This window comes from Lentibacillus jeotgali, from assembly GCF_000224785.1.
GTDB lineage: Bacteria > Bacillota > Bacilli > Bacillales > Amphibacillaceae > Lentibacillus > Lentibacillus jeotgali.
The window spans coordinates 99,815-124,341 of record NZ_AGAV01000014.1 but is presented as its reverse complement, the minus strand read 5'-3'; the positions used below and the strand labels follow the sequence as shown (position 1 = coordinate 124,341).

The 24,527-nt window shown below is 41.9% G+C and carries 26 protein-coding genes and 3 pseudogenes; 27 read left to right on the top strand and 2 right to left on the bottom strand.

What is annotated here, in order from left to right; translation table 11 throughout:
• Window positions 1-13: 13 nt before the first annotated feature.
• A complete protein-coding gene (locus tag ON01_RS10345; RefSeq protein ID WP_010530969.1) occupies window positions 14-385 on the bottom strand; it encodes a rhodanese-like domain-containing protein in 372 nt (123 codons plus the stop codon).
• A 347-nt stretch (window positions 386-732) separates the two neighbouring features.
• On the opposite strand from ON01_RS10345, the pseudogene ON01_RS10340 reads away from it, so the two are divergent.
• The 6 genes and pseudogenes from ON01_RS10340 to ON01_RS10315 all read left to right on the top strand — a co-directional run.
• Window positions 733-1,527, top strand: a pseudogene (locus ON01_RS10340) (ribonucleotide reductase N-terminal alpha domain-containing protein); the annotation flags it as partial.
• 474 nt (window positions 1,528-2,001) lie between these two features.
• Window positions 2,002-2,646: pseudogene (locus tag ON01_RS10335) on the top strand (response regulator SirA); the annotation flags it as partial.
• Between the two features lie 258 nt (window positions 2,647-2,904).
• Window positions 2,905-4,023, top strand: a pseudogene (locus tag ON01_RS10330) (hypothetical protein); the annotation flags it as partial.
• Between the two features lie 307 nt (window positions 4,024-4,330).
• Window positions 4,331-5,719 carry an ISLre2 family transposase gene (locus ON01_RS10325; protein WP_010530965.1) on the top strand — a complete coding sequence of 463 codons (1,389 nt, stop codon included), beginning with the start codon at window positions 4,331-4,333 and terminating at the stop codon, window positions 5,717-5,719.
• 405 nt (window positions 5,720-6,124) lie between these two features.
• Complete coding sequence (gene mntR / locus ON01_RS10320; RefSeq protein WP_010530964.1) at window positions 6,125-6,544, top strand: transcriptional regulator MntR; 420 nt, start codon at window positions 6,125-6,127, stop codon at window positions 6,542-6,544.
• A 146-nt stretch (window positions 6,545-6,690) separates the two neighbouring features.
• Window positions 6,691-7,581 (top strand): patatin-like phospholipase family protein, encoded by an 891-nt coding sequence (locus ON01_RS10315; protein WP_010530963.1) that lies wholly within the window; start codon window positions 6,691-6,693, stop codon window positions 7,579-7,581.
• 12 nt (window positions 7,582-7,593) lie between these two features.
• Here ON01_RS10315 and ON01_RS10310 read toward each other — a convergent pair whose 3' ends face one another.
• Window positions 7,594-7,971, bottom strand: coding sequence for a UbiA family prenyltransferase (locus ON01_RS10310; RefSeq protein ID WP_010530962.1), 378 nt, complete (start codon window positions 7,969-7,971; stop codon window positions 7,594-7,596).
• A 264-nt stretch (window positions 7,972-8,235) separates the two neighbouring features.
• Here ON01_RS10310 and ON01_RS10305 point away from each other — a divergent pair, with 264 nt between their 5' ends.
• From ON01_RS10305 to ON01_RS10205, 21 genes are all read left to right on the top strand, one after another.
• Entirely contained in the window at window positions 8,236-8,754 is a 519-nt protein-coding gene (locus tag ON01_RS10305; protein WP_010530961.1) for a YqhR family membrane protein, read from the top strand.
• Between the two features lie 91 nt (window positions 8,755-8,845).
• Entirely contained in the window at window positions 8,846-9,280 is a 435-nt protein-coding gene (gene aroQ, locus ON01_RS10300; RefSeq protein WP_029329089.1) for a type II 3-dehydroquinate dehydratase, read from the top strand.
• A gap of 13 nt (window positions 9,281-9,293) precedes the next feature.
• Window positions 9,294-10,355 (top strand): M24 family metallopeptidase, encoded by a 1,062-nt coding sequence (locus tag ON01_RS10295; protein WP_010530959.1) that lies wholly within the window; start codon window positions 9,294-9,296, stop codon window positions 10,353-10,355.
• 20 nt (window positions 10,356-10,375) lie between these two features.
• Window positions 10,376-10,933 (top strand): elongation factor P, encoded by a 558-nt coding sequence (efp, locus tag ON01_RS10290; protein WP_010530958.1) that lies wholly within the window; start codon window positions 10,376-10,378, stop codon window positions 10,931-10,933.
• Window positions 10,934-11,070: 137 nt separating this feature from the next.
• On the top strand, window positions 11,071-12,048 hold the full coding sequence (spoIIIAA, locus tag ON01_RS10285) for a stage III sporulation protein AA (protein WP_010530957.1): 978 nt from the start codon (window positions 11,071-11,073) through the stop codon (window positions 12,046-12,048).
• Window positions 11,993-12,505: a stage III sporulation protein SpoIIIAB gene (spoIIIAB, locus tag ON01_RS10280; protein ID WP_010530956.1), complete on the top strand. Its 513-nt coding sequence runs from the start codon at window positions 11,993-11,995 to the stop codon at window positions 12,503-12,505. Before spoIIIAA ends, spoIIIAB begins: the two co-directional genes overlap by 56 nt.
• 19 nt (window positions 12,506-12,524) lie before the next feature.
• The gene (gene spoIIIAC, locus ON01_RS10275) at window positions 12,525-12,731 is read left to right on the top strand and encodes a stage III sporulation protein AC (protein WP_010530955.1); all 207 of its coding nucleotides are present in this window, start codon (window positions 12,525-12,527) and stop codon (window positions 12,729-12,731) included.
• Window positions 12,732-12,737: 6 nt separating this feature from the next.
• A complete protein-coding gene (gene spoIIIAD, locus ON01_RS10270; RefSeq protein WP_010530954.1) occupies window positions 12,738-13,130 on the top strand; it encodes a stage III sporulation protein AD in 393 nt (130 codons plus the stop codon).
• Between the two features lie 18 nt (window positions 13,131-13,148).
• Window positions 13,149-14,342 carry a stage III sporulation protein AE gene (gene spoIIIAE / locus ON01_RS10265; RefSeq protein WP_010530953.1) on the top strand — a complete coding sequence of 398 codons (1,194 nt, stop codon included), beginning with the start codon at window positions 13,149-13,151 and terminating at the stop codon, window positions 14,340-14,342.
• 10 nt (window positions 14,343-14,352) lie between these two features.
• Entirely contained in the window at window positions 14,353-14,985 is a 633-nt protein-coding gene (gene spoIIIAF, locus ON01_RS10260) for a stage III sporulation protein AF (RefSeq protein WP_010530952.1), read from the top strand.
• Window positions 14,982-15,617: a stage III sporulation protein AG gene (gene spoIIIAG / locus ON01_RS10255; protein ID WP_010530951.1), complete on the top strand. Its 636-nt coding sequence runs from the start codon at window positions 14,982-14,984 to the stop codon at window positions 15,615-15,617. The genes spoIIIAF and spoIIIAG overlap by 4 nt, the downstream gene beginning before the upstream one ends.
• A gap of 12 nt (window positions 15,618-15,629) precedes the next feature.
• Entirely contained in the window at window positions 15,630-16,208 is a 579-nt protein-coding gene (locus ON01_RS10250; RefSeq protein WP_010530950.1) for a SpoIIIAH-like family protein, read from the top strand.
• A gap of 871 nt (window positions 16,209-17,079) precedes the next feature.
• The gene (accB, locus tag ON01_RS10245; RefSeq protein WP_010530949.1) at window positions 17,080-17,583 is read left to right on the top strand and encodes an acetyl-CoA carboxylase biotin carboxyl carrier protein; all 504 of its coding nucleotides are present in this window, start codon (window positions 17,080-17,082) and stop codon (window positions 17,581-17,583) included.
• A 13-nt stretch (window positions 17,584-17,596) separates the two neighbouring features.
• Window positions 17,597-18,955, top strand: a complete 1,359-nt coding sequence (gene accC, locus ON01_RS10240) for an acetyl-CoA carboxylase biotin carboxylase subunit (RefSeq protein ID WP_010530948.1) — start codon at window positions 17,597-17,599, stop codon at window positions 18,953-18,955.
• Between the two features lie 2 nt (window positions 18,956-18,957).
• The gene (locus ON01_RS10235) at window positions 18,958-19,344 is read left to right on the top strand and encodes an Asp23/Gls24 family envelope stress response protein (RefSeq protein ID WP_010530947.1); all 387 of its coding nucleotides are present in this window, start codon (window positions 18,958-18,960) and stop codon (window positions 19,342-19,344) included.
• Between the two features lie 125 nt (window positions 19,345-19,469).
• On the top strand, window positions 19,470-19,850 hold the full coding sequence (nusB, locus tag ON01_RS10230) for a transcription antitermination factor NusB (protein WP_010530946.1): 381 nt from the start codon (window positions 19,470-19,472) through the stop codon (window positions 19,848-19,850).
• A gap of 51 nt (window positions 19,851-19,901) precedes the next feature.
• A complete protein-coding gene (gene folD, locus ON01_RS10225) occupies window positions 19,902-20,762 on the top strand; it encodes a bifunctional methylenetetrahydrofolate dehydrogenase/methenyltetrahydrofolate cyclohydrolase FolD (RefSeq protein ID WP_010530945.1) in 861 nt (286 codons plus the stop codon).
• Entirely contained in the window at window positions 20,752-22,110 is a 1,359-nt protein-coding gene (xseA, locus tag ON01_RS10220; protein ID WP_010530944.1) for an exodeoxyribonuclease VII large subunit, read from the top strand. Before folD ends, xseA begins: the two co-directional genes overlap by 11 nt.
• Window positions 22,094-22,327 (top strand): exodeoxyribonuclease VII small subunit, encoded by a 234-nt coding sequence (locus ON01_RS10215; protein WP_010530943.1) that lies wholly within the window; start codon window positions 22,094-22,096, stop codon window positions 22,325-22,327. The genes xseA and ON01_RS10215 overlap by 17 nt, the downstream gene beginning before the upstream one ends.
• Window positions 22,324-23,214, top strand: a complete 891-nt coding sequence (locus tag ON01_RS10210; protein ID WP_010530942.1) for a polyprenyl synthetase family protein — start codon at window positions 22,324-22,326, stop codon at window positions 23,212-23,214. Before ON01_RS10215 ends, ON01_RS10210 begins: the two co-directional genes overlap by 4 nt.
• Before the next feature lie 677 nt (window positions 23,215-23,891).
• Complete coding sequence (locus tag ON01_RS10205) at window positions 23,892-24,485, top strand: hypothetical protein (RefSeq protein ID WP_010530941.1); 594 nt, start codon at window positions 23,892-23,894, stop codon at window positions 24,483-24,485.
• Window positions 24,486-24,527: the final 42 nt, after the last annotated feature.

The window sequence follows — 24,527 nt, the reverse complement described above, 5'->3', positions numbered from 1 at the left end:
ACAATAAGCAGATTTATTTAGTTTTTACCTTTCCGGTCCATTTTTTAAAGCCGCCTTTGAGCTGGCTGATATCTTCATAACCTTTTTTATGGAGCAGCTGAGCAGCCCTTGCTGACCTTGAACTACCCTGGCAGTACAGGTAGACTGGTTTATCTTTTCTCAGTTCCACAAGCCGCTGTTTCATTTGTGTCAGCGGAATATTCCGTGCACCAAGAATATGTCCTTTATCAAATTCATTCGGTTCACGTACATCAATCAATTGTGCTTTTCGATATCCCTGACGGAACTGCTCTTCTGTTAATGTTTTCAAAAAGTTTCTTTGTCTGAAATACCGGAACATGCCTACTGCCAAAAGGGCTACAACAATTATGATTAAAAATTCCATTATGAATCCCCCGTCAATCTAATTCTTTCCATTCTCTATTATATGGCGTACCATACTATTTTTCAAAGTATTTTTCTTGATGGAAGACACGGGGGTCAGACAAAGTTTTTTTGTGTCGAAAACAAAGATGAAAAAGGTTAAAAATGCTGTATTTATAGCAGTTATCTTGATTTTACTTTATTTTTCTTGATATTTTTGTGCTTTACCGTGATTGACAAATGGTTGATCATCCGTTCTTTTTACCATATATTGTATTGTTTTTAAAATTTATGTACTATATATTGTTTTATTCTTTTAAAATGTGGTATGTTTATAATAGCACATTTATGAAAGGAAGTGAATCCGGAATGTCGACTGCTGTTGAAAAACGGCTTGGTATTGATGTACAAGCATTGAATGAAGATATTAAACTGTTTCCGCAAGTACATCCGGTTACAGATGATATGACATTGACGCATAAAGGCGTATCACGACTTGTTATGCTCGATCGGTATGCATTCAAGGATACGTCAAAGACGACATTAAAAGCAGGAGACTTTGTTGTGTTGACCGTTAAGGCCGATCCAAAGTTTCCTGCGCGCGGACTTGGCTTTGTCAAGTCCATTGACTGGAATAATAATGAAGCGATGATTGAAGTTAATTCGGATTTTGTTTCGGTTCTTGATGATGAAGAGGAAGCTTCCACGGGGATTATAAGACGCTCACTCAGTGTGATCGATAAACCGCTGGAAGTTTATTATGAACAGATAGCCAAACGGAATGCTACAGGGTTGGCGAATGTAGAGGCAACACAAGAACAACAGAATGAATGGTATGAAAAATTCAACCAAGAACTAAGCAGAATGAACTTTATTCCGGCTGGCCGCGTACTCTACGGGGCAGGTGCAAACACTGATGTGACATATTTCAACTGCTACGTTATGCCATATATTAAAGATTCAAGGGAAGGCATTTCAGATCATCGCAAACAGGTGATGGAGATTATGTCGCGTGGCGGCGGTGTCGGTACAAACGGATCGACACTCAGGCCGAGAAATGCACTTGCAAGAGGTGTAAACGGAAAATCATCCGGATCTGTTTCCTGGCTGGATGATATCGCCAAACTGACTCATCTTGTAGAGCAAGGTGGATCAAGACGTGGTAAACATAAGTGCCTCGTCTATAAAGAAACCCCGTGAATTGCTGGGAACTCTTTAAATTTCACGTGGCAATCACCTATTGAAATATTAAAAAAGAGGTGAAAAAAATCGTGAAATTATATGATGCTAAGAAACCACAACAATGCGCAATTTGTGGTTACAAAATATCTCATAGATGACATAAATAATAATTTTGATAATGTTAAATGCATCATATATGACTTGCTGGCTACAACGTAACCGGAAACGGTAAGCGTGACATGCGAAAAAACAGCAAGTGGACAAAGACAATCAGCAGCCAAGCTTCGTAGGGAAGAAGGTTCAACGGCCATCAAAAGCGCGTTTAATACGTAAGCGAGTAGAGTAGAAATCAAGTGATTTCGAAGCGCGGGGACACATTTTGAGAAATGTGTAAGATATGGTCTGAACTCCAGAGTGATTTGGAGAGTTGATGTAACGTATCAACGTAACGATTTGGCTCAAATGATCATGTTAGTCGATTCTCACCCGGATATCATTGAATTTATCATTTCAAAAATGCAGAATCCGAGAATTTTGCGGTATTTAATTGAAAACACCGAGGACGAGCAGATTAAAACGCTGGCACAGGAAAAGTTGAAATTTACACCATTAACTGAAACTGAATCCGATCTTTATCAAGGTATTGTCAATTACCGGTCAATGCCGGGACAAGGTGGTTTCACGCATGCTGCCATTCATGAAGCAGAACAAAAACTGGTTACCGGTGGAACATACGATGTTCATAATCCAGAGTTCTTAACCGGCGCCAATATTTCAGTCTGCATCACAAAAGATTTCATGGAAGCTGTGGAAAATGATAAAGCGTATGAACTTCGTTTTCCTGATGTTGAGAATTACTCAGAAGAAGAAATGAAGGCATACAATGAGCAGTGGCATGAAGTCGGCGATGTCCGCAAATGGGAAGAAATGGGTTACGGTATTCGTGTTTATCGCCGGATTAAGGCAAAAGAATTATGGAACCTGATCAACATTTGCGCAACGTATTCGGCAGAACCAGGCATTTTCTTCATCGATAATGCCAATGAAATGACAAACGCGCAGGCTTATGGCGATCAGGTCGTTGCAACAAACCCGTGTGGTAAAGTGGCATAGTTTGCCTCACGTTAAAAATCGGATGAATTGCTGGGAAGCTAAGGGGTTAAACCTATGCCAATCAGCAGCCAAGCTAACTAGGGATGGTTAGAAGGTTCAGAGACTAGTCATATACCATTAGAACAGTGATGAAATGACCACGAGCGTCCGATACTTCGGTATTATAAACGAAGTAAAGATATAGTCCGATACTCCGTTGAAAAATGGAGAAGTTCAGGATAAAGAGCCTGGGATATAACAAAATTGGAACAACCACTTGCACCTTATTCTGTCTGCAATCTTGCAGCTGTCAATTTAGCTCAGATGGCCGATAAGAATACGAAATCCGTTGATTACGATAAACTGAAGCAAACTGTAAAAACGGGAGTACGCATGCAGGATAATGTCATTGACGCAACACCATACTTCCTTGAAGAAAATAAAAAACAAGCACTTGGTGAACGCCGTGTCGGTCTTGGCGTCATGGGGCTTCACGATTTGTTGATTTACTGCGAAACAAAGTATGGGTCGGCAGAAGGCAATACACTTGCTGACAATATTTTTGAAACAATTGCAACGACCGCATACCGTGAATCAATTGAACTTGCAAAAGAGAAGGGAAGTTTCCCGTTCTTGGTCGGAGAGACCGATGATGAAACAAAAAGTCTGCGGGAATCATTCATAAACACCGGTTATATGCAGAAAATGCCTGATGATATTAAAGAAAATATACTTGAGTACGGTATTCGTAACTCACATTTGTTAACCGTTGCGCCAACTGGATCCACAGGAACAATGGCTGGCGTCAGCACAGGATTGGAACCTTACTTTTCTTTCTCTTACTTCAGAAGCGGAAGATTAGGTAAGTTTATAGAAGTCAATGCAGATATTGTACAGGAATATTTGAATAATCATGCTGAGCAGGATTCGGAAAATCTTCCGGAATGGTTTGTATCGGCTATGGATCTGACACCTGAAGAACATGCCGATGCACAGTGTGTCATCCAGGGCTGGGTGGACAGTTCTATCTCCAAAACGGTTAACGCACCTAGAGGTTATACAGTTGATCAGGTAGAGAGTGTCTACCGCAGATTGTATAATGGCGGTGCAAAAGGCGGAACTGTCTATGTTGATGGAAGCCGTGACACACAAGTGTTAACGCTGAAAGCGGAAGAAAATGCCTTTACTGAACAAACTGAGCTTTTTGAGGATGAAAAGCCGAAAGTGGTTCTGATGGATACTGTTCAAGAATTGGATAAAACCAACGTTTCTATTGGGTCGGAAGTTGGGGATACATGTCCTGTCTGCCGAAACGGAAGTATTGAGGATATCGGCGGATGCAACACATGTACAAGCTGCGGCGCCCAGCTTAAGTGTGGTTTGTAAAGAAAATATCCAATCATCAGGGTGCTTTATTCCGCTGATTATTAGATGAACGAAAATTGCGCGTTAAATGCTGGATAGTGCAGATATGAGAAGGAGGAGCCGGTAATCGCCGGTTCCTTTTATTGTTGGCGTATGAGTAAAATGTTTACGGGAAGGATATAGGGTTTGTAATATTCTGACATGGGGGTTCTGCTGGCAGAATCCCTTATGTCAGAAATTCTGGTCTTTCCTTTGCATGACAAAACAAAGGAACTCTCACCTTTGATAGAATAGATTTGCCTAAAATCAAACAAAAGGTGGAGTTCCTATGTATAATGATACCAATAATACGACCAATTTAAAAGCCATAGAAAAATCGCTGTTTCAACAGCTACAGGGTTATTTTCATGATATACTTTTAAAGTTTTTGGAGGATATAGATACCTGGCTGATGGAGAGCCGGGATCATCAGCGTTATAAGTATAAGGAAAAACAACCTGCCACCATTGATACCGTGTTTGGACCGGTAACGGTGGAAAGGCGAAAATACACTGACAGGGAAAAAGGTGAACGTGTGGCGTTGTTGGATCAATATCTCCAATTTCAGGGGAGTGATTCGCTCAGCCCTTATCTGGCTGAATTGGCCGTAGATTGGGCAGTGCGAGGTCCATCTTACCGGGACGCGCGTGATCGGCTGCAACAATTATTGGGGTATCAGGCCATGAGCCATGAACAAATTCGTCAGAAGGCCTTACACGTTCAGGACGTTGATCACGGAGTAGACGAGGAAAAACGTAAGAAAGTGGACGCTCTATTTTTGGAGGTTGATGGCATTTATACACCACTTCAAAACCATCAAAAAGAACGACGCGAGGTGAAAGTAGGCATTGCCCATGAAGGCTGGGAGAAACGTCATCCCGGAAGTAAGGATTTCGAGCTGGTGAATAAAACCTATTATCATACCCTGGAAAATGGCGAGTTCTTTTGGGAAACGTTCAGCCGGCAGCTGTACGAGCAGTATGACCTTAACGATGATACCCCTGTGATCATCAATGGGGACGGTGCGCCATGGATACGTGAAGGTCTTGCCTACTTTCCGCAGGCCATCTATAACTATGATCATTATCACCTGAAAAAGTGGATCAAGGCCGCTTTAGGTAATCGCTCCAAACAAGAGAGGCGAAAGGCATATTTGGCTGCAGACGATTATGAACCGGCAGGTTTATCGGCAGCTGTTGCTGAGGCGGAGAAAGCGGAAATGGACGAGGATAAGAAAGATGACATTGCCGCGCTGCGCACGTTTATTTTAGATAATCAGGAAGCCATCAGGGATTACCGTGAAAGGCTGCAGGAAAAGGGTGTAGAGACGGCTTGGATGCGCCCTATGGGTTCCGCTGAATCCAACATGAACTTCTTTTCCAGGCGGCTGAAAAAAATGGGTTACAGCTGGTCTGTGAACGGCCTTGACGCTATGACAAGAGCTATTATTCACAGGTTTGATGGAACGTTGGGAGAGGCACTTGATTTAACATCACCAAGTGATCATCAGGACGACAGTTTCCAGGAAGGAAAGGTTTCACTCAAACGATTACTGAAACAAAAGACAAGACAGTCTGTGGGAGCTATTATGGGTAGCATGCCTGTACTGTGGGGTAAAGAGCCGAGCAGCTATACAGCACAGGCTTTGCGTGGATTGGCTGGGTTTCAGTCCACATAAAAACCGGATATGGAGCTCGGAATCCGACAAGGAGTCGTATCCGTTTAAAAAGCTGTTTGGAACGACATGTTAGAGGCAAAAAATGTGGTTTATACGCTAAGCGGCCCGGATACACGTAGACTCCTGCGGGAGGAGAGGCCTCGGTGAGACCCCGCAGTGCGTTAGCACGAGGAGGCTCATCAGCCGCCCGCGGAAAGCGAAGTGTATCCGGGCCGCGGGTGAGATAAAAATCATCTTTACAGCTATAACAAAAGAAAAATACAAAGGTCGAGAGAAAGTTCCCGCAAAAACTTGACTCACTCATTGTTGGCATGAAGCTTGTCTCATCAGCCGATTTCCTGTATCATTTGAAGAGAAACAATTTTGCACTAACTAAAAAATTATTCCAATGAAATGAGTGATTTGATGCCCACCCCAAGTATGGAGGACTACATTGAACAAATTCACAATTTAATGGAATCAAAGGGTTATGCCCGCGTATCAGATATAGCAGAAGCCTTGTTGGTCCATCCATCATCTGTCACGAAAATGGTCCAAAAGCTGGATAAGGATGGCTATCTTAACTATGAAAAATATCGGGGATTCATATTGACCTCAAAAGGTGAAAAACTCGGTGAACGGCTTGTTTATCGTCATGAATTACTGGAAGAGTTTCTGGGAATTATTGGGGTTGATAGTGATAAGATTTATGAAGATGTGGAGGGGATCGAACATCATCTCAGTTGGAATTCTATTGACAGGATCGGCGACCTCGTTCAATATTTCAAAGCTGATAAGAAACGCGTCAGCGAATTGCAAACTATTATCCAGACAAGTGAAGAATAGCCGCAAAATTTGAGTTCTATTTCTGCTTGTCTGCACTTACATATATATAAAGCGGGTCATAATTTGCGACAGGAGAAACCCGGGATCGTCAGGTAAAAAAGAGCTGACCGAGAGCAAAACAGGCGATGACAATGGGGAGAGGTCAGATGAAAATTGATGGCGTATTTTCAGGCGGCGGTGTCAAAGCGTATGCATTTCTTGGAGCGTTAGAGCAAGTCCACGACCATAACCATACGTTTGAGAGGGTAGCGGGATCATCCGCAGGTGCAATCATCGCAGCACTTCTTGCATCGGGATATCGGTTTCACGAGATGGATGAAATGATACAGGAACTGGATACCAAAAAACTGATGGATCCTCCGAAGTGGACGACATTCATTCCATTTTCCAAATGGGTGATTCTTTATTTTCAGCTTGGTCTTTATAAAGGTAATAAACTTGAAAAATGGATTCACAAACAATTGGCACGAAAAAAAATACACACCTTTTATGATCTTAAACCCGGTTATTTAAAAGTGATAGTTAGTGATATATCCCTAGGCAAACTTGTTGTTATTCCTGATGATCTGGAACGGGTGTACGGTATAAACCCGAATTATTTTCCGATAGCAAAGGCTGTACGGATGAGTGCAGGATTCCCGTACTTTTTTATGCCAAAAAAACTTCCCGGCAAAGGGAACGGGCAAAGTCTGATAGTTGATGGTGGTTTGTTAAGCAACTTTCCATTATGGGTTTTCAAAGACGAAAACAATCGAAGCAAACGCCCGGTGCTCGGAATGAAATTAAGCGGACATCCGGCGCAGGAAAAACCGCGCGACATCAATAATGCAATAATTATGTTTCAGGCGCTGTTCTCCACGATGCTGAATGCGCATGATGACCGTTACGTTTCCACATCCGAAAAGAATAACATTGTTTTTATCCCGGTGGACCATGTTGATACAACAGATTTTGAATTGACCCGCGCCACCAGGGGACAGCTGATTCGCACTGGAAAAGAACGGGCGGACGAATTTCTAAAATATTGGCCAAACTAAAAACCGGACAGTTTAAAAGCTGGCCCGGTTTTTTCTTTTTGATTTATTCCCGTCAATAACCCGCAAATGGGACGGGCGCTTATTGGATTTCTTTTTCAGTGAAAATGGCTGCTGCGGACGTTTAGAAGGAGTTTTGGGTTTGTTTTGCTGGCTGCTATATTTGGCTTTTGATTGTTTAACCGCCTTTTTATATTTTTTGTTATCGTTTGACGGTGTTCGTTTCTTGAAAAAAACAAAATACATGACCGCAAAAATGGCAATACCAAACCCGAGCATTGTAAATATACTGGTCAGAAAAGAAGCTGTATTGGTAAATAACTGTGTCACAACACCAATAATGGCCAACCCGATAACTAAATAAACCACCAAAGTACCTTTATTATTACCCATTTGATATCCTCCTTTCACGCTTTTAGTACTGCCTACTATACTTATACCACGATTACCGCTAGTTTTATCATCTTCTTTATCGTCTTTAAAAAATTTTATGTTATTAATAATTGTTTCCGTTCCTGTATAAAATATGCATGATTTGCCGAGGTATTTTACACTTCTTATTTTACTAGAAAATGCTCCCTAAAACCAGTTAATTAACCGTGAAATTGATGATTGGTTTTGCGGTATTCGGCAACAATATAAATGGAGGTGTTTCTAATGGAAAAACAAGATCAGCGTCTTGAACAGAATAAACAGGAAGAACCGATTAGCATTTTATCCCGTTCATTGCTGACGGGGTTTATCGGAGGATTATTGGGTGGATTTTTTGGAGTGGTGTTATACTACTTTAATTTTTCTGAGGTGGCCCCAAAGAGTTATCTGCTCCGTTCCTGGCTTACGGCAAGCTGGATTGACGGCTGGCTTGGAACTGTTTTGTCTATTTTGATGATTGGCGTCATCTCTCTATTGACAGCGTTCATTTATTTCATACTGTTTAAAAAGGTCAATTCACTCTGGATGGGTGTCGCGTATGGGATCGTTTTATGGTTCATTGTGTTTTATATCGTTCAGCCAATCTTTCCAAATATTCCTCCATTGCGGGACTTGAATGCCAATACGATTGTTTCGACAATCTGTCTATATGTATTATATGGTACGTTTATCGGGTATTCCATATCTTACGATTATACTGATACGCTGTATAAATTAAAATCTGAAAAGGATCGTGGAAGCTGAATTATACCCGTTGGATTACTCAATCGTTTTAGTTTGTGATAAACTGGAACAGTCCATAACTATTATGATTGATAAAGGAATGAAACAACACATGAAACGTCTCATGCTGATGAATGGTCCGAATATTAACTTATTGGGAAAACGGGAAAAGGAAATTTATGGAGAGTTCACTTTACAGACGATTGAAGAAAAACTAGCCAAATTGGTTGAAGGGCAAGGGGGCGAACTGGACTGCTATCAGTCAAATCATGAGGGAGAACTGATAGATTATCTGCATAAGGCAAATGAAAAACCGTATGATGGGGTGATTTTTAATCCTGCTGCCTATACCCATACAAGCGTTGCATTAAGGGATGCGATTGCCGCGATTGATATTCCAGTTATCGAGGTGCATATATCCAACGTGCACAAACGTGAGACATTTCGCCATCAGTCTATGCTTGCGGCTGTTTGTTATGGACAGATTGTCGGTTTCGGCATGGACAGCTATCGGCTTGCAGCATTTGCTTTTTTAAAAAATAAATAGAAGGGATGATCATATGGGGAATTTAAGTAAACTTCGCGGAAAATTACGGGAAAACAATATGGATGCCATTTTAATCGCCAGCCCAGTCAATCGAAGGTATATAACCGGATTCACCGGGACAGCAGGGGCAGCCATAGTCAGTTTGGATGATGCCCGTTTCATTACCGATTTCCGCTACATAGAACAGGCGAACGACCAAATAACTGATTTTGAAGTTGTCGAACATAAAGGGTTAATTCATGAAGAAATAAATGATCAGTTAAAGCAAATGAACGTAAAACGTGTCGGCTTTGAAAAAGATCATGTGACGTTTTCGGTCTACGAACAGTATAATAAGAGTTTTGAGGCTGAGCTGGTGCCTGTCAGCGGGTTTCTTGAAGATCTTCGTCTGATTAAATCAGAAAGTGAGCTTGCGATTTTAAAACAGGCAGCCAGAATAGCTGATGATGCATTTGAGCATATACGGGGCTATATTAAACCAGGTGTTAAAGAAATTGATATTTCAAATGAGCTTGAATTTTTTATGCGCAGACAAGGGGCGGCATCATCAAGTTTTGACATTATTGTTGCATCAGGTTACCGTGCCGCTCTTCCACATGGTGTTGCCTCTGACAAAGAAATCCAATCCGGTGAGCTGGTAACGATGGATTATGGCGCACTGTTTAACGGGTATTGCTCTGATACAACCCGGACAGTTGCGGTTGGAGAGATCAGTAATGAACTCAAAACAATTTATGACACGGTTTTAAAAGCCCAACTGCGCGGAGTTGATGGACTGAAACCAGGTATGACCGGTAAAGAGGCTGATGCTTTGACACGCGATTATATAAAAGAAGAAGGCTATGGGGAGTATTTTGGCCATTCAACAGGACACGGGCTTGGCATGGAAGTTCATGAGGGACCGGCATTGTCGTTCCGTTCCGGCAAAAAGCTCGAACCGGGGATGGTCGTAACCGTTGAGCCCGGTATCTATATCCCAAATGTTGGCGGCTGCCGTATTGAAGACGATATAGTCATAACAGAGTCAGGCAGCGAACGGCTGACACATGCAGAAAAAGAATTAATCCAACTCTAGGTCAAGGGGGCTTTTTTGGAATGATTTCAGTAAACGATTTTAAAACTGGTCTGACAATCGAAGTTGATAATGACATTTGGCAAGTCGTTGATTTTCAGCACGTTAAACCAGGAAAAGGTGCCGCTTTTGTTCGGTCAAAATTGCGGAATCTGCGAAGTGGCAATATCCAGGACAAAACATTCCGTGCTGGTGAAAAGGTAAATAGGGCACATATTGAAAATAGAAAAATGCAGTATTTATACGCATCTGGTGACACTCACGCATTTATGGATACAAATACGTATGAACAGTTGGAACTGCAGACAAGCCAAATTGAAAATGAATTAAATTTCATGCGCGAGAATATGGAAGTGTCTGTTGTGACATATGAGGGCGAAGTAATCGGCGTTGAATTGCCGAAAAACGTCGAGCTGGCTGTAACGGAAACCGAACCGGGTTTAAAAGGAGATACAGCAAGCGGCGGAACAAAGCCTGCGACACTGGAAACAGGATATGTTGTACAGGTCCCACTCTTTATTAATCAGGGTGACGTATTAGTAATCAGTACAACAGAAGGCAAATATGTATCAAGAGCTTAGTTGAATCATTGAACGGTTAAGCGATCCTAAATTATAGGGTCGCTTTTTTTATAGGCGTTTTTACCGTAAGCATAGTCATAATTTGTTTTCACAAACATACATTTACTAACAAGCTATTGTAAGGTGAGGACATTGTAATGGAAGAGATATTGCGCTTATTCCCGGAAAAAATAAGACAAGGGATCAATAAAAAACTCCATAATCGCTGGTCCGGCATACAGGAAATCCGTTTCAGGCTTCAGCGGCCGCTTGAATTTGTTTTTGACAATCATACGGAATGGCTTGACCGAATCAGACCTGACAAGAACGATGGCATATTTTTGCTGAATCAGCTAAGTGAATTCTCTTTATATCGGATGGAAGATGAATTGAGGGAGGGGTACATCACCATTGAAGGCGGACACCGTGTCGGCTTATCCGGTAAAGTCAACACGCTGCATGGCCAGGTGAAAGCTATCCGGCATATCACGTTTTTCAATATTCGTATTGCCAAACAAACCATCGGTGCGGCTCTGCCACTCATCCCTTATTTGTACCATAATAAATACGTTAATACGCTCATTATCGGACCGCCGCAAACGGGAAAAACGACATTGATTCGCGATCTGGCACGCATGATTGGTTCAGGCTGGGACAAAGCAGGAGCACATAAAGTCGGGGTTGTGGATGAACGATCGGAAATCGGCGGTTCACATAAAGGCATACCCCAGCATGATTTAGGGGTAAGGACCGATGTGATGGATGCTTGTCCTAAAGATGAGGGCATGATGATGATGATCAGATCGATGTCACCTGAAGTACTAGTGGTCGATGAAATCGGCAGCGAATCAGATGTACAAGCTTTAATGGAAGCCGTCAATGCTGGAGTAGCAGTCGTCTGCACCATTCACAGCAGCTCGCTTGAAGCACTGAAGAAGCGGCCATCTTTGAAGCCACTTTTTGATCAGCAAGTTTTTCGCCGATTCGTTTTATTAAACAGACAGGACAAGCCAGGTGATATTTATCGGGTTTATAACGAAAATGAAGAAAATCTTTTGCAGAAATCGAGGTGCGTAACTAATGCAGTGGATTGGCGCGCTTCTTTTCATAGGCACAACAACACTGGCAGGCTTTGACATCAGTAAAAAACTGAACGAACGGCCAAAACATATCCGGCACATGAAAAATGCTTTGCAGATTTTGGAAGCGGAAATATTATATAGTCAATTGCCTTTACCGGATGCGTTTGCCACGATAGCGAAACAAATTCCGGAACCAATCAGCTCATTTTTTGATCTGTTAAATACCTCGCTGAGTCAAAATAACAATGATTTGGCCCAGGTTTGGAACTGGCATTTAGAAGGATTAATAAAGTCATCAGCACTTGATTCAAATGAAGCAGAAATCTTGAAGCAGTTTGGCAGAACACTTGGTCAACACGATTTTGACCAGCAGCAAAAGCATATTCATCTGACAATAAAGCACCTGGACCGTGAACTCGATGATGCCAGGGAAAACCAATACAGATACAGTAAAATGGCCAAAAGCCTGGGGCTGTTATGCGGTCTGTTTATTGTATTGCTGCTCATTTAGAAGGGAAGGGAGTACTTCTATGGCTATTGATGCTTCAATCTTATTTCAAATTGCAGGAATCGGCATTATTGTTGCACTTATTCATACGATACTAAAGCAAATGGGAAAAGAAGAAATAGCTCAATTTGCGACACTGGTAGGTTTTATTATTGTCCTGGTCATTGTGGTTAATGGCCTTTCTGATCTGTTTCAGCAGATTAAATCCGTATTCCTTTTCCAGGGGTAGTCATAGATGGATATCATACAAATTGTGGTTATTGGGATCATCGCCAGTATTCTTTACATCATCCTGAAAGAAATCAATGCATCCTTTGCGTTTTTTTTAGTTCTTATAACAGCGGTCCTTATTTTTTTGGCTATCATTCAGCAAATAGGTATTATTTTTAAAATGATAGAGTCACTTGGAAATAAAGCAAATGTCGATGGCATGTATATGGAAACGATTTTAAAAATCATCGGGATCGCTTATATTGCTGAACTTGGAGCAAATCTCACAAAGGATGCAGGGCTCAGTTCAGTGGCAGCCAAGATTGAACTGGCCGGAAAGATATTTATCCTCTTGCTGGCTGTTCCGATTATTACTGCTGTGATCGAGGCTATATTAAGCTTCGTATCTACGGTTTAAGAAAGGGGTAATGGCTGCGTGATAAAAAAAAAGCGGACAGTATTCATAGTCATTTTCATTCCGCTGTTACTCCTCGTCGGGCAGGGAACCGTGTCTGCTGCAGAAAATCAGGAAGAACTGCGGCCGGATGATATAGAAAATCAGCTATTGAATGATGTTTCACTAGACGGGATTCAATCACACTGGAGGACACTCGTAGATGAGTACGGTGGTTATGTCCCCGAGCTGGAAAAAACGAGTATCTATGAATTCATTAAATCGGATGGTTCATTTTCGCTAAAAAATACATTATGGGGACTTCTTGAGTTTCTACTTCATGAATTGATTCTGAACGGGAAACTATTGGGAACTCTTCTGATACTGACATTGTTTTCGACGATTTTACAAACAATGCATACTGCTTTTGAAAAGAGTGCGGTCAGCAAAATTGCTTATTATGTTGTCTATATTGTCCTGATATATCTGGTTTTAAACAGTTTTTATCTTGCTGTGTCCTATGCAAACGACGCGATTGATATGATGAGCAGTTTCATGATTGCTTTATTGCCGCTTGTTCTCGGGATTATGGCGACACTGGGGAATGTTATTACGGTTTCATTTTTCCACCCGATTATTGTATTTCTTATTAACGTGAGCGGTGTTCTCGTCTCAAGGTTTATCTTGCCATTGTTATTTTTGGCTGCTCTGTTATTAATTGTGAGTACGCTGAATGAAAATTATAAGGTTACGAATTTGGCAAATTTGTTTAAACAAGTTGGAATGGGGACGCTTGGTGTCTTCTTAACCATCTTTTTAGGGGTTATGTCGGTACAGGGCGCATCTAGTGCCGTACAGGATGGCGTGGCGATGAAAACGACCAAATTCATTACCGGTAATTTTATCCCGGTAGTCGGGAGGACGTTTACCGATGCAACGGACACCATTTTAAGCGCATCTTTATTACTGAAAAATGCAGTCGGGATTGTAGGTGTGATGATAATCGTATTGCTTGCCCTGTTTCCGGCGCTTAAAATTTTTGCTATAGCTCTGATCTATAAGCTATCCGCAGCCATTCTTCAGCCGATTGGCGATGGACCTGTCATTTCAACACTCGATATAATCAGCAAGTATATTGTATTAATTCTTGCTTGTCTATTAGCCGTGACATTAATGTTTTTTCTGGCAATTGTCATTTTAGTGGCTGCCAGTAATATTACGATTCTCCTGCGTTAGGAGTGGAATAATGGATTTATTGATTAATTGGGTGACCCAAATTGTTATATTTTTATTACTGGCATCTGTCGTGGACTTGCTTATACCGGCCAACTCAATGAAAAAATACGTCAAATTAGCAATGGGACTGATCCTAATTCTTATTTTTTTAAAACCCGTATTCTACTTGTTTGATTTGGATGTTAGACAGGCTCTGGAGGCGTCTTTTACAGAGATGGATCAAGAGCGTATTGAAAATAGTGAGACAGAAAATTTGATGAAAAAGCAAAAAAGTGAAATACAAGCCTCGCAACGTGCATATATTTTAGAACAAATGGCTGTCCAATTAAAAGATTTAGCAAATAATCCCCTGCAGGAGGAGTACAGGAAAGAAATAGCAGATATCGATTTTCAATTTTCCTCGCAGACTGAACTTACATACGAAAATCTGAATGAAAATTTGGATAAGGTCAAAGTCACACTAAAGGAATCCGAACCAGGGGAGGGGGGAGTGAATGCTGTTGACGATGTAGTCATTAATACAGATGAGCCGATGAATGATGAAGCAGACCTCGATGCAGAAGGGATTAAGCAGCTGTTGCACAATGTGTGGGATGTAGAGAAAGAAAAAATTACCATTATTGGGGAGGGAGGGTCATCTTGAAAAATCTTTTTAAAAAAATACTACGACAGTCGGATTCATCGGATAAGGTTTCCAAAAAAGCAGGATACATTATTGTCATAGGGCTGATCGGACTACTGCTGCTTATTATTGGCAATGTTTTCACCTCCAATGATGAAAATAAGGACCCATCAATGAATTATGATCCTTCAGAGAATGCAAAAGAGCAGAACACTGACGAAACATTTTCAGATAAATCATCTAAAACATCCGATGTAAAAGAAATAGAAGGAAGCTATGAAGACGATCTAACGAACATGCTGAACAAAATAGAAGGTATTTCAGAAGCAGAGGTGATGGTCAATCTAGATTCAACCAAAGTTAAAGTTTATGAAAAAAATCTGATAACTGGTCAGCAGGTAACCGAGGAATCTGATACTAACGGCGGGACCAGGGACATTGAAGACAGTCAAAAGGAAACAAAGGTTGTTTTGGTAAACCAGGGTGATAAAGAAGTTCCGCTGCTGATCCGAACAGAAAAGCCGGATGTCAGAGGTGTCGCTGTTGTTGCGAAGGGAGTCGATCATGCAACGGTTGAAAAGCGGGCAATAGAGGCAATTTCACGCGTACTCAATGTACCGACACACAGAGTATCTGTAATGCCAAAAAATTAGGAGGGAGTAAATATGTTAAAGAAACAAACGATATGGCTTTTGACAATGTTAAGTTTGATGATTGTACTAAGCGTCTATTACATGACATCACCTGGAAATGGCGGTGACCTTGCTTATTTAAATCAGGATGAAAGTACTCAGGAAGAAACAGCTTCATCCGATGCCCAGGAGGGTGAAGAGGCAACTAAAGGCGAGACAGATGCCGATGTGAATGATATATCCAATGTGGGTGATGAACAGTTATTTGCGACGATTCGAATGGAAATTCAGGACGAGCGCAGCGAGACTAAAGACAGGCTGGATGATGTTGTGGCTTCAAGCACCGCAAGTGTTGAAGAGAAAAATGAAGCAAGAAACGAGATGAACCAGCTTGATGAGATCTCAAGTAAAGAATCCATTCTGGAAGAATCCATTATGGCAGCGGCCGACTATAATGATGTTCTTGTTCGGCATGACGATGATCAAGTTACTGTTCATGTCAAGAAAGAGGAACAATTTAGCAAGTCTGAAGCCGCCAATATTATGCAGATGGTAAAAGATGAATTTGGAGAAATAACGGTGGATGTTATCCATCAGCCAGCTGAAGGGTAATAGCATTTGTAAGCATTAAACCGGGTGGGAGACGCATCCGGTTTTTTATTTTTAATAGAGGCAGATTTCAAAAAGAATAATACTTTAAGCTTTTTCGTAAATTTTGTTGCGTTTTCCGTAGTTGATATAAATTACGACACAACCCAGAAGTTAGCGAGAATCTCTAACCACGCAGCTGGAATATACTCGCTTTCCGTGGGCTCACCACGAGCCTCCTCGCTCGCAAAGAACGCTCGCTGTGGGGTCTCTTAGGCTCGCTGTCCCACAGGAGTCTCGCATATTCCAGCTGCTTTTAAGCGTTAAGCAATCCAGTTTTATCTGTCTTAAAATATTTTGTTTTACCAAGATATAGTGAACAAAACTTAGCGGAGGAAATACACGGAGACTTCTGTGGGAGCAGAGGCATAGGTGAGACCCCGCAGTGCGTCAGCACGCGGAGGCTCACCAGCCGCCCACGGAAAGCGAAGTGTATTTCCGAAGCGACGTTATTCCACTCAACCTTTACGTCGCAGTTTATGGATTTTGTGTAAACAACAACAACCTTTTAGAAAATAGTTTTTTAAAGAAATCTCTAAGTATATTTTCTTCAAAAGTATCCCGTATACACGCAGACTCCTGGGGAACTGGTAGTCGCCATCCGCACCGCGAAAAGAGTGTTTACCGGCTGTGGAGCAAAAAGCATTATACAATGTGAAAACAGCCTTAATAAATTCGCATAAACTTAAGAAGATTGATATAATGGACTGTACTGAAGGCGTTTTACGTAAATGGGTACAGCAGTTTCGGTTGATGTTTTGCTTGAATTTATCGTAAAATGTTAAAAGGTCTTATAAAATCCTGTTATAAATTTGTAAACGAAGGAGTGCCAGATATGCTAAAAGTACAGGAAATACGTGAACTGATTAAATTAGTCGACCAATCAGCTATTGATGAATTCTCCTATGAAGCAGACGGTACGACTATATCAATGAAAAAATCAAGTAATAACCCGGCAGCTGCTGTGGACACTGAAACGATAGCAGTACCCCAAAAGCCAGTCGAGCCGGTTAAGCCTGTTGAACCGGAGATTCAAACAGAACAAAAAGAAGACAATACACCAAAAGAAGAACAAATCCCGGAAAAGTCTGCAACAGGAGATAAGGAAATTGTCTCGCCTATGGTTGGCACATTTTATGATAAACCGAATCCTGAAAGTGATATATATGTTAAAAAGGGTTCAAAAGTTGAAGCCGATACGGTTGTTTGTATAGTAGAGGCTATGAAACTGTTTAATGAAATCGAAGCTGAAACAGCTGGCGAAATCACAGAAGTTTTGGTTGAGGATGGTGAGCTGGTAGAATACGGCCAGCCATTATTCAGAGTAAAGACAGTATAGGGGGATGTTGCGGGTGATTAACAAACTGCTGATTGCGAATAGAGGAGAAATTGCGGTTCGCATCATACGAGCCTGCAAAGAAATGGATATAGAAACGGTTGCTGTCTACTCTGAAGCAGATAAGGATGCATTACATGTTCAACTAGCTGATGAAGCTTACTGTATCGGACCTGCACTCAGCAAAGATAGTTACTTGAACTTTACTAACATTATGAGTGCCGCAATACTGACAGACGTCGATGCCGTTCATCCGGGTTATGGGTTTTTGTCTGAGAATGCTGATTTTGCGGAGATCTGCAAAGCATGCAATATTACATTTGTCGGACCTCCTGCCGAAGCAATTCAAAAGATGGGTGTCAAAGACGTTGCAAGGGAAACCATGAAAGCGGCGGATGTGCCGATCGTTCCCGGTTCTGAAGGCATCATCGATAGTGAGGACGAAGCCATTCAAATTGCCGGAGAAATAGGTTATCCACTTATCATTAAAGCAACTGCTGGGGGCGGCGGTAAAGGGATACGTGTAGCTGAGACTGAAGAAGATCTGATCAAAGGCATACGCGTAACCCAGGAAGAAGCGGAAAAATCGTTTGGCAACCCAGGTGTTTATCTGGAAAAGTTTATTGAAGATTTTCGGCATGTGGAAATTCAGGTGCTTGCCGACCAGCATGGTAATGTTATACATCTTGGCGAAAGAGATTGCACCATCCAGCGCCGTCTTCAAAAATTGGTTGAGGAATCACCTTCACCTGCTTTGACACCAGACATACGGGAGAAAATGGGTGAGGCTGCCGTAAAAGCTGCTAAAGCAGTCGATTATGTCGGCGCCGGCACAATCGAATTTATTTTTGACCGAAAAAATCAATCGTTTTATTTTATGGAAATGAATACACGTATTCAGGTTGAGCATCCCGTGACTGAAATGGTAACAGGTGTTGATTTGATTAAGGAACAGATTAACGTTGCCAATAATGAAAAGCTATCCTTTCGACAGGAGGATATTGAGTTCGAGGGCTGGGCTATGGAATGCCGTATAAATGCTGAAAGTCCATTTAAAAATTTCATGCCGTCTCCTGGGAAAATTGACTTGTATCTGCCTCCGGGCGGACTTGGGGTGCGGGTTGATTCAGGTGCCTATCCAGGCTACAGCATACCGCCTTTTTACGATTCAATGGTCGCAAAATTAATTACGTATGGCAAAACAAGAGAAGAAGCCATTAACAGGATGAAACGGTCACTAGATGAATATGTTGTTGAGGGTGTTGATACGACGATTCCATTTCACCGTCAGATAATGGATCATGCTGTTTTTGTGAATGGTGATTTTAATACGAAATTCCTTGAGGAAAATCCGATTACAGAAAAGGATGATTGAAGATGAGCGAGCAGCCTTTGCTAAATGTAGGTGATGGATCGAAATTAGGAAAAGTCGAGATTGCTCCGGAAGTCATTGAAGTCGTTACTGGCATTGCGGCATCTGAAGTGGAAGGTGTGTCCTCAATGCGCGGTAATTTTGCAACAGGCGTCGTTGAACGATTTGGTAAAAAATCACACGGTAAAGGCGTTAAAGTCGATCTGACCGAAAATGGCATCCTCATTGACTTGTATGTGGTTTTAAATTTTGGCGTCTCAATACCGAAAGTGGCTCAACAGCTTCAGGAAAATATCCGACAGACGCTAAAAAATATGACAGCCCTGGAAATTGATGAAATCAATGTTCACGTCGTCGGGATTCAGATGGAAGATACAGAAGATAATGAATAACATGGAAGGTCAAAAGAGTTATATCTTTTGACCTTTCTTCATTAGTGGATTCAGGTTGTTCTGGCTTTTCGGTTTATAATCGTGTTATGATTTGTGTGAGTATAAGTCAAAGGAGTTATGGACCGATGAACAGGCACGCGGCACGAGAAAAAGCAATGCAAATCCTATTTCAACTGGATATGAATGACAAGCCACCCGAACAGGCTATGAGCGATCACCCTGAATCACTGGAAATGGATGATTATTTAAAAGATCTTGTTGAAGGGGTGGCCGGGCAAAAAGATGTTGTTGATCAAACGATAGCTGAACATCTGGAAAAATGGTCAATGGACCGCGTCGCCTCTGTGGAAAAAACAATATTGCGCATCGCTGTTTATGAAATCAAATTCCGGGAAGACATACCGCAAAATGTGGCGATTAATGAAGCTGTGGAACTTGCTAATTTATACGGGGATGAGAAATCCGGAAAGTTTGTAAATGGTGTATTATCAAAGATAGCGGCATAAACAGATGTTTTCTGCTGATTCAAAGATAATTGAAGAGAGGGGAATGGAGTTATGACAGCTCAGGTAATTGATGGAAAAGAGCTTGCACATAAACTGCGGGTTGAAATGGCGGAGGAAGTGGCACAATTAAAGAATAACGGGGTCACACCGCATTTAACAGTGATTATACTTGGGGATGATCCCGCATCCAAATCCTATGTAAACGGAAAAAAGAAGGCGTCAGGGCAGACGGGGATCTCTTCCGACATTATTGAAATGCCATCTTCTGCTTCTGAACAGGAACTTCTTGAAAAAATCGACGTGCTTAACGACGATGATCACGTTCATGGCATCCTCGTACAGCTCCCGCTTCCGGACCATATAAATGAGCAGCATGTCATCGAAGCCATAAGCCCTGATAAGGATGTAGACGGTTTTCATCCAATCAGTATCGGAAAAATGATGACGGGGGATGATGCGTTTGTGCCATGCACCCCCTTTGGCATTTTAACCATGCTGCATTCTTATGGCATTCAAATAGAAGGTAACCATGCAGTTGTCATAGGTCGAAGCAACATAGTTGGCAAGCCGGTGGGGCAATTGCTGTTGAACGAACACGCGACGGTTACATACTGCCACTCCAGAACAAAAAATATGACAGACTTTACCAGAGAGGCCGATATTCTGGTTGTGGCAATCGGGAAACCAAATGTGATTCGTGCTGAGCACATTAAAGAAGGTTCTGTCATAATCGATGTAGGCATCAACCGTATGGAAGACGGGAAGCTTACCGGTGATGTGGATTTTACTTCCGCATCTGAAAAAGCTTCCTACATCACACCTGTCCCGAAAGGCGTTGGACCAATGACGATTACAATGCTTCTGCAAAATACGATTAAGGCTGCTAAAGGACTGTCAGGCATTGGAAGATAAATATTTAACAGTCACAGCGCTGACTAAATATATTAAACGTAAGCTTTCATCAGACCCACATTTAAAAAACATCTGGCTGAAAGGTGAAATATCAAATTTTAAGCATCATAGCCGGGGGCATATGTATTTAACAGTCAAAGACGACCGTGCTCGTATTCAGGCTGTCATGTTTGCAGGAAATAACCGCAGATTAAAATTTAGGCCGGAGAATGGCATGAATGTGCTTATCAGAGGAGAAATTGGTGTATTTGAACAATTCGGCCAATATCAGCTATACGTGCAACAAATGGAACCGGATGGAATCGGCTCGCTTTATTTGGCATTTGAGCAGTTAAAAGAAAAACTGCATAAACAAGGCTACTTTAATGAGGAACATAAAAAAACGCTGCCAAAATTCCCAAAAAATATCGGTGTTATTACATCTCCTACAGGGGCTGCTGTACGTGACATCATTACAACCATCAGGCGCAGATATCCTATCGTGCAGACGACTATCATCCCGGTACTTGTTCAGGGTGAAAATGCTCCCGGTTCAATTGTTGATGCGATTAAAAGAGCGAATGAAGAGACGGATTGTGATTTATTAATCGTAGGAAGAGGCGGCGGGTCAATAGAAGAACTCTGGGGGTTCAACGAGGAGATAGTGGCGAATGCCATTTTTCATTCGTGTACCCCTGTTATATCTGCAGTGGGGCATGAAACAGATATTACCATCAGTGATTTCGTGGCTGATGTACGAGCACCCACGCCTACAGGTGCTGCTGAAATCGCCGTGCCATCGCAGCTGGAGCTTGCAGATAAAATCAACAGCATGCGCCGTTCGCTGACAAGGGTCCTCACAGACCAGATTACAGCTTCAAAGCAAAATTTAAATCGCATTAAACAGTCGTATGCCTTTCGTTATCCTGAACAGCTAATCGCGCAAAAGGAACAGGAACTGGATAAATACGTAGAACGGCTTGGAAAAGCATACCAGCACGAGTGGAAGCGGAAGTATGAGTCACTGTCACACATGAATTCGAGACTGCTTGCATTACACCCCAGACAGCAAATTGAGCGCACAGAAAAAGAATTGAAGCAATTGAATAAACAGATTAATAATGTGATGTCAAGCCAACTGGAGCAACATTCAGACAGACTGCAACAGGCACTTGAAAAATTGTCACTGCTCAATCCGCTTGAAACGATGAAACGTGGTTACGCCATTACATACTCTTCATCAGGCGACCTGATCAAATCAGTTAAAATAGTATCTGAAGCAGAGCAAATTTCGGTGAAACTGGCGGATGGTACAATTGATTGTCATGTTTTGGATACAAAGGAGGAGAACAATGGAAGGGGAGAATAATCTCTCATTTGAAGAGGCAATGCTTGAGCTGGAGAAAATCGTGGAAAAACTGGAAAAAGGGGACGTCCCACTGGAAAAAGCTATTTCATATTATCAGGATGGGATGAAACTTTCGAAGGTTTGCGGAGACAAGCTAACCAACGTTCAGGAACAGATGACTAAAATCATGAATGAGCAAGGACAGTTTGAAACGTTTGAAGTACGGGAGGAAGAATGATCGTGCAACAGGACCTTAATAACGTCATCAATACAACCAGGGAAAAGATTCAACAGGAACTTACACGTCATTTGCATCAGCTGGATATACCCTTACAGTTGAAGAATTCTATGATATATTCCGCAGAAGCAGGCGGAAAGCGGTTAAGACCGGTACTTTTAATGGCAAGCTTTAATGCTTACAGCAATGATATTAATAAAGTTCTCTCGTCAGCTGTTGCACTGGAGCTGGTTCATACCTATTCCCTGATTCATGATGATTTGCCGGCAATGGATGATGACGATTTGCGCAGAGGACATCCGACAAATCATATTAAATTTGATGAAGCGACCGCTATTCTGGCTGGTGATGGATTATTGACCTTCAGCTTTGAACTAATTGCAAACGATCCTCAACTAACAGATAAACAGAAAGTGCAGCTCATTCAGCTGCTTTCGAAGGTCAGTGGTCCCAAAGGTATGGTAGCAGGCCAGATTCGAGATATGGAAGCAGAGAAAAAAGCTGTGACGCTTGAGGAACTGGAAACAATTCATACTCTAAAGACTGGCGAATTATTCCGCTTTGCGATTCGTTCAGGCGCATACCTGGGAGAGGCAACGCAAGAACAAATTGCCCATTTGGATAAATTTGCCCATTATCTCGGGCTCATTTTTCAGGTTCAGGATGATATCCTTGATGTTACCGGGGATGCTGAAAAAATCGGTAAACCTGTTGGAAGCGATGAAGCAAATGAAAAAAACACTTATGTTAAATTACTAGGTATTGAAGGAGCAGTTGAAAAGAAAGATTACTACGTAGGCCGAGCAAAAAAGGAACTGTCTGCAGCAAATGCCGATGCATCATATCTAATGGCGCTTGTTGACTATTTCAGTAACCGTGATCATTAAAATTTTAATAGTATATTTTTAAATCATATGTTATAATGAAGACATAATAGGAATGGTGCAGTATTCTAGTCAGCCCTCCGTTTCTGAAGGCGGGCCTAAAAATCCGCTAAAGGGCACATCGATGAAGTTCCTTGTGCCGGCTTGAGGCGCCCAGCCTTGGGTCGGTGCTGGGAGTTAAGGTTTTCGGGCGATCCGCAAAGGCATGCGGGCGTTGACCCGATTACCGTGGAGGCCCATATCTGTCGTGTAGCCTAAGCCTAGGTTACATTATGGAATGGGGTATGAACCTGTGTAATAGGGTGAGGGTGACCTTATTCGCAGCGTAGCCTGCCTTGAGTGGTGATGAGGGAATTAGGGCTTGAAATGCAGTCCAATTGGCCATTGGATTGCTTGTGTATCCCTATGAAATCATCCCTGCAAAAGAGGATAGGGAACGGTTAAAGGCTGCCGAGGAAAACTCCTAGACTGTTCATTGACATTTAAAGGGCATTATAGTGCGGACTAAGTGGTAATCCAGTCCGGCATTCGGAAACGGTGTCGAGGTGGGTTTAAAGGGGAACCGCCCCTATGGCAACATTGGGTATCCACCTGGGAAAACCTACTGGACCTAAGCCGCAGTTTTTACCTTTTAAATGACCATTCCTTCATATACATATTTTGTAGAAACAGGAGTTAAAATGAGTCCACAAGTGAAAAGATCTGTGAAATTCAGTGTTACCATTGCCGTTATCACGTTCGTGCTAGCGGCTATTTTTTCAATTGTTTCTGAGTCCGTTCTCAGTAATGTTGTCTGGATCATCGGATTATTGATTGTATTTATCATAGTATTTATAGGTGTCATTTTTGATATGATGGGAATAGCTGCCACTGCAGCTGTGGAAAAGCCCTTTCATGCGATGGCAGCCGAAAAAGTGACCGGTGCAAAAGAAGCTGTTAACATTATCCGTAACGCTGACAAATTTGCCAGTTTTTGTAATGATGTCATTGGAGACATATCCGGCGTTGTCAGTGGAACAGCATCAGCAACTGTTGTACTCCAGATATCCAACATCGTCGGAAACGGCGAGGGATCCGTGTTTCAAATTACGTTGTCTGTTATTTTGACAAGCCTCGTTGCCGCATTGACTGTTGGCGGGAAGGCACTGGGAAAGTATGCTGCTATCACGTCATCAACAAAAATCATTTTTTTTGCCGGCAAAACAGTGGCATTTATCGAAAAGAACTTTAAAATACGTTTAATCCCCAACGGATCGAAAGAAGCAAAAAAGTAAAGATATGAGCATATTCGAAGAATAATTAACATAAAGGGTTAT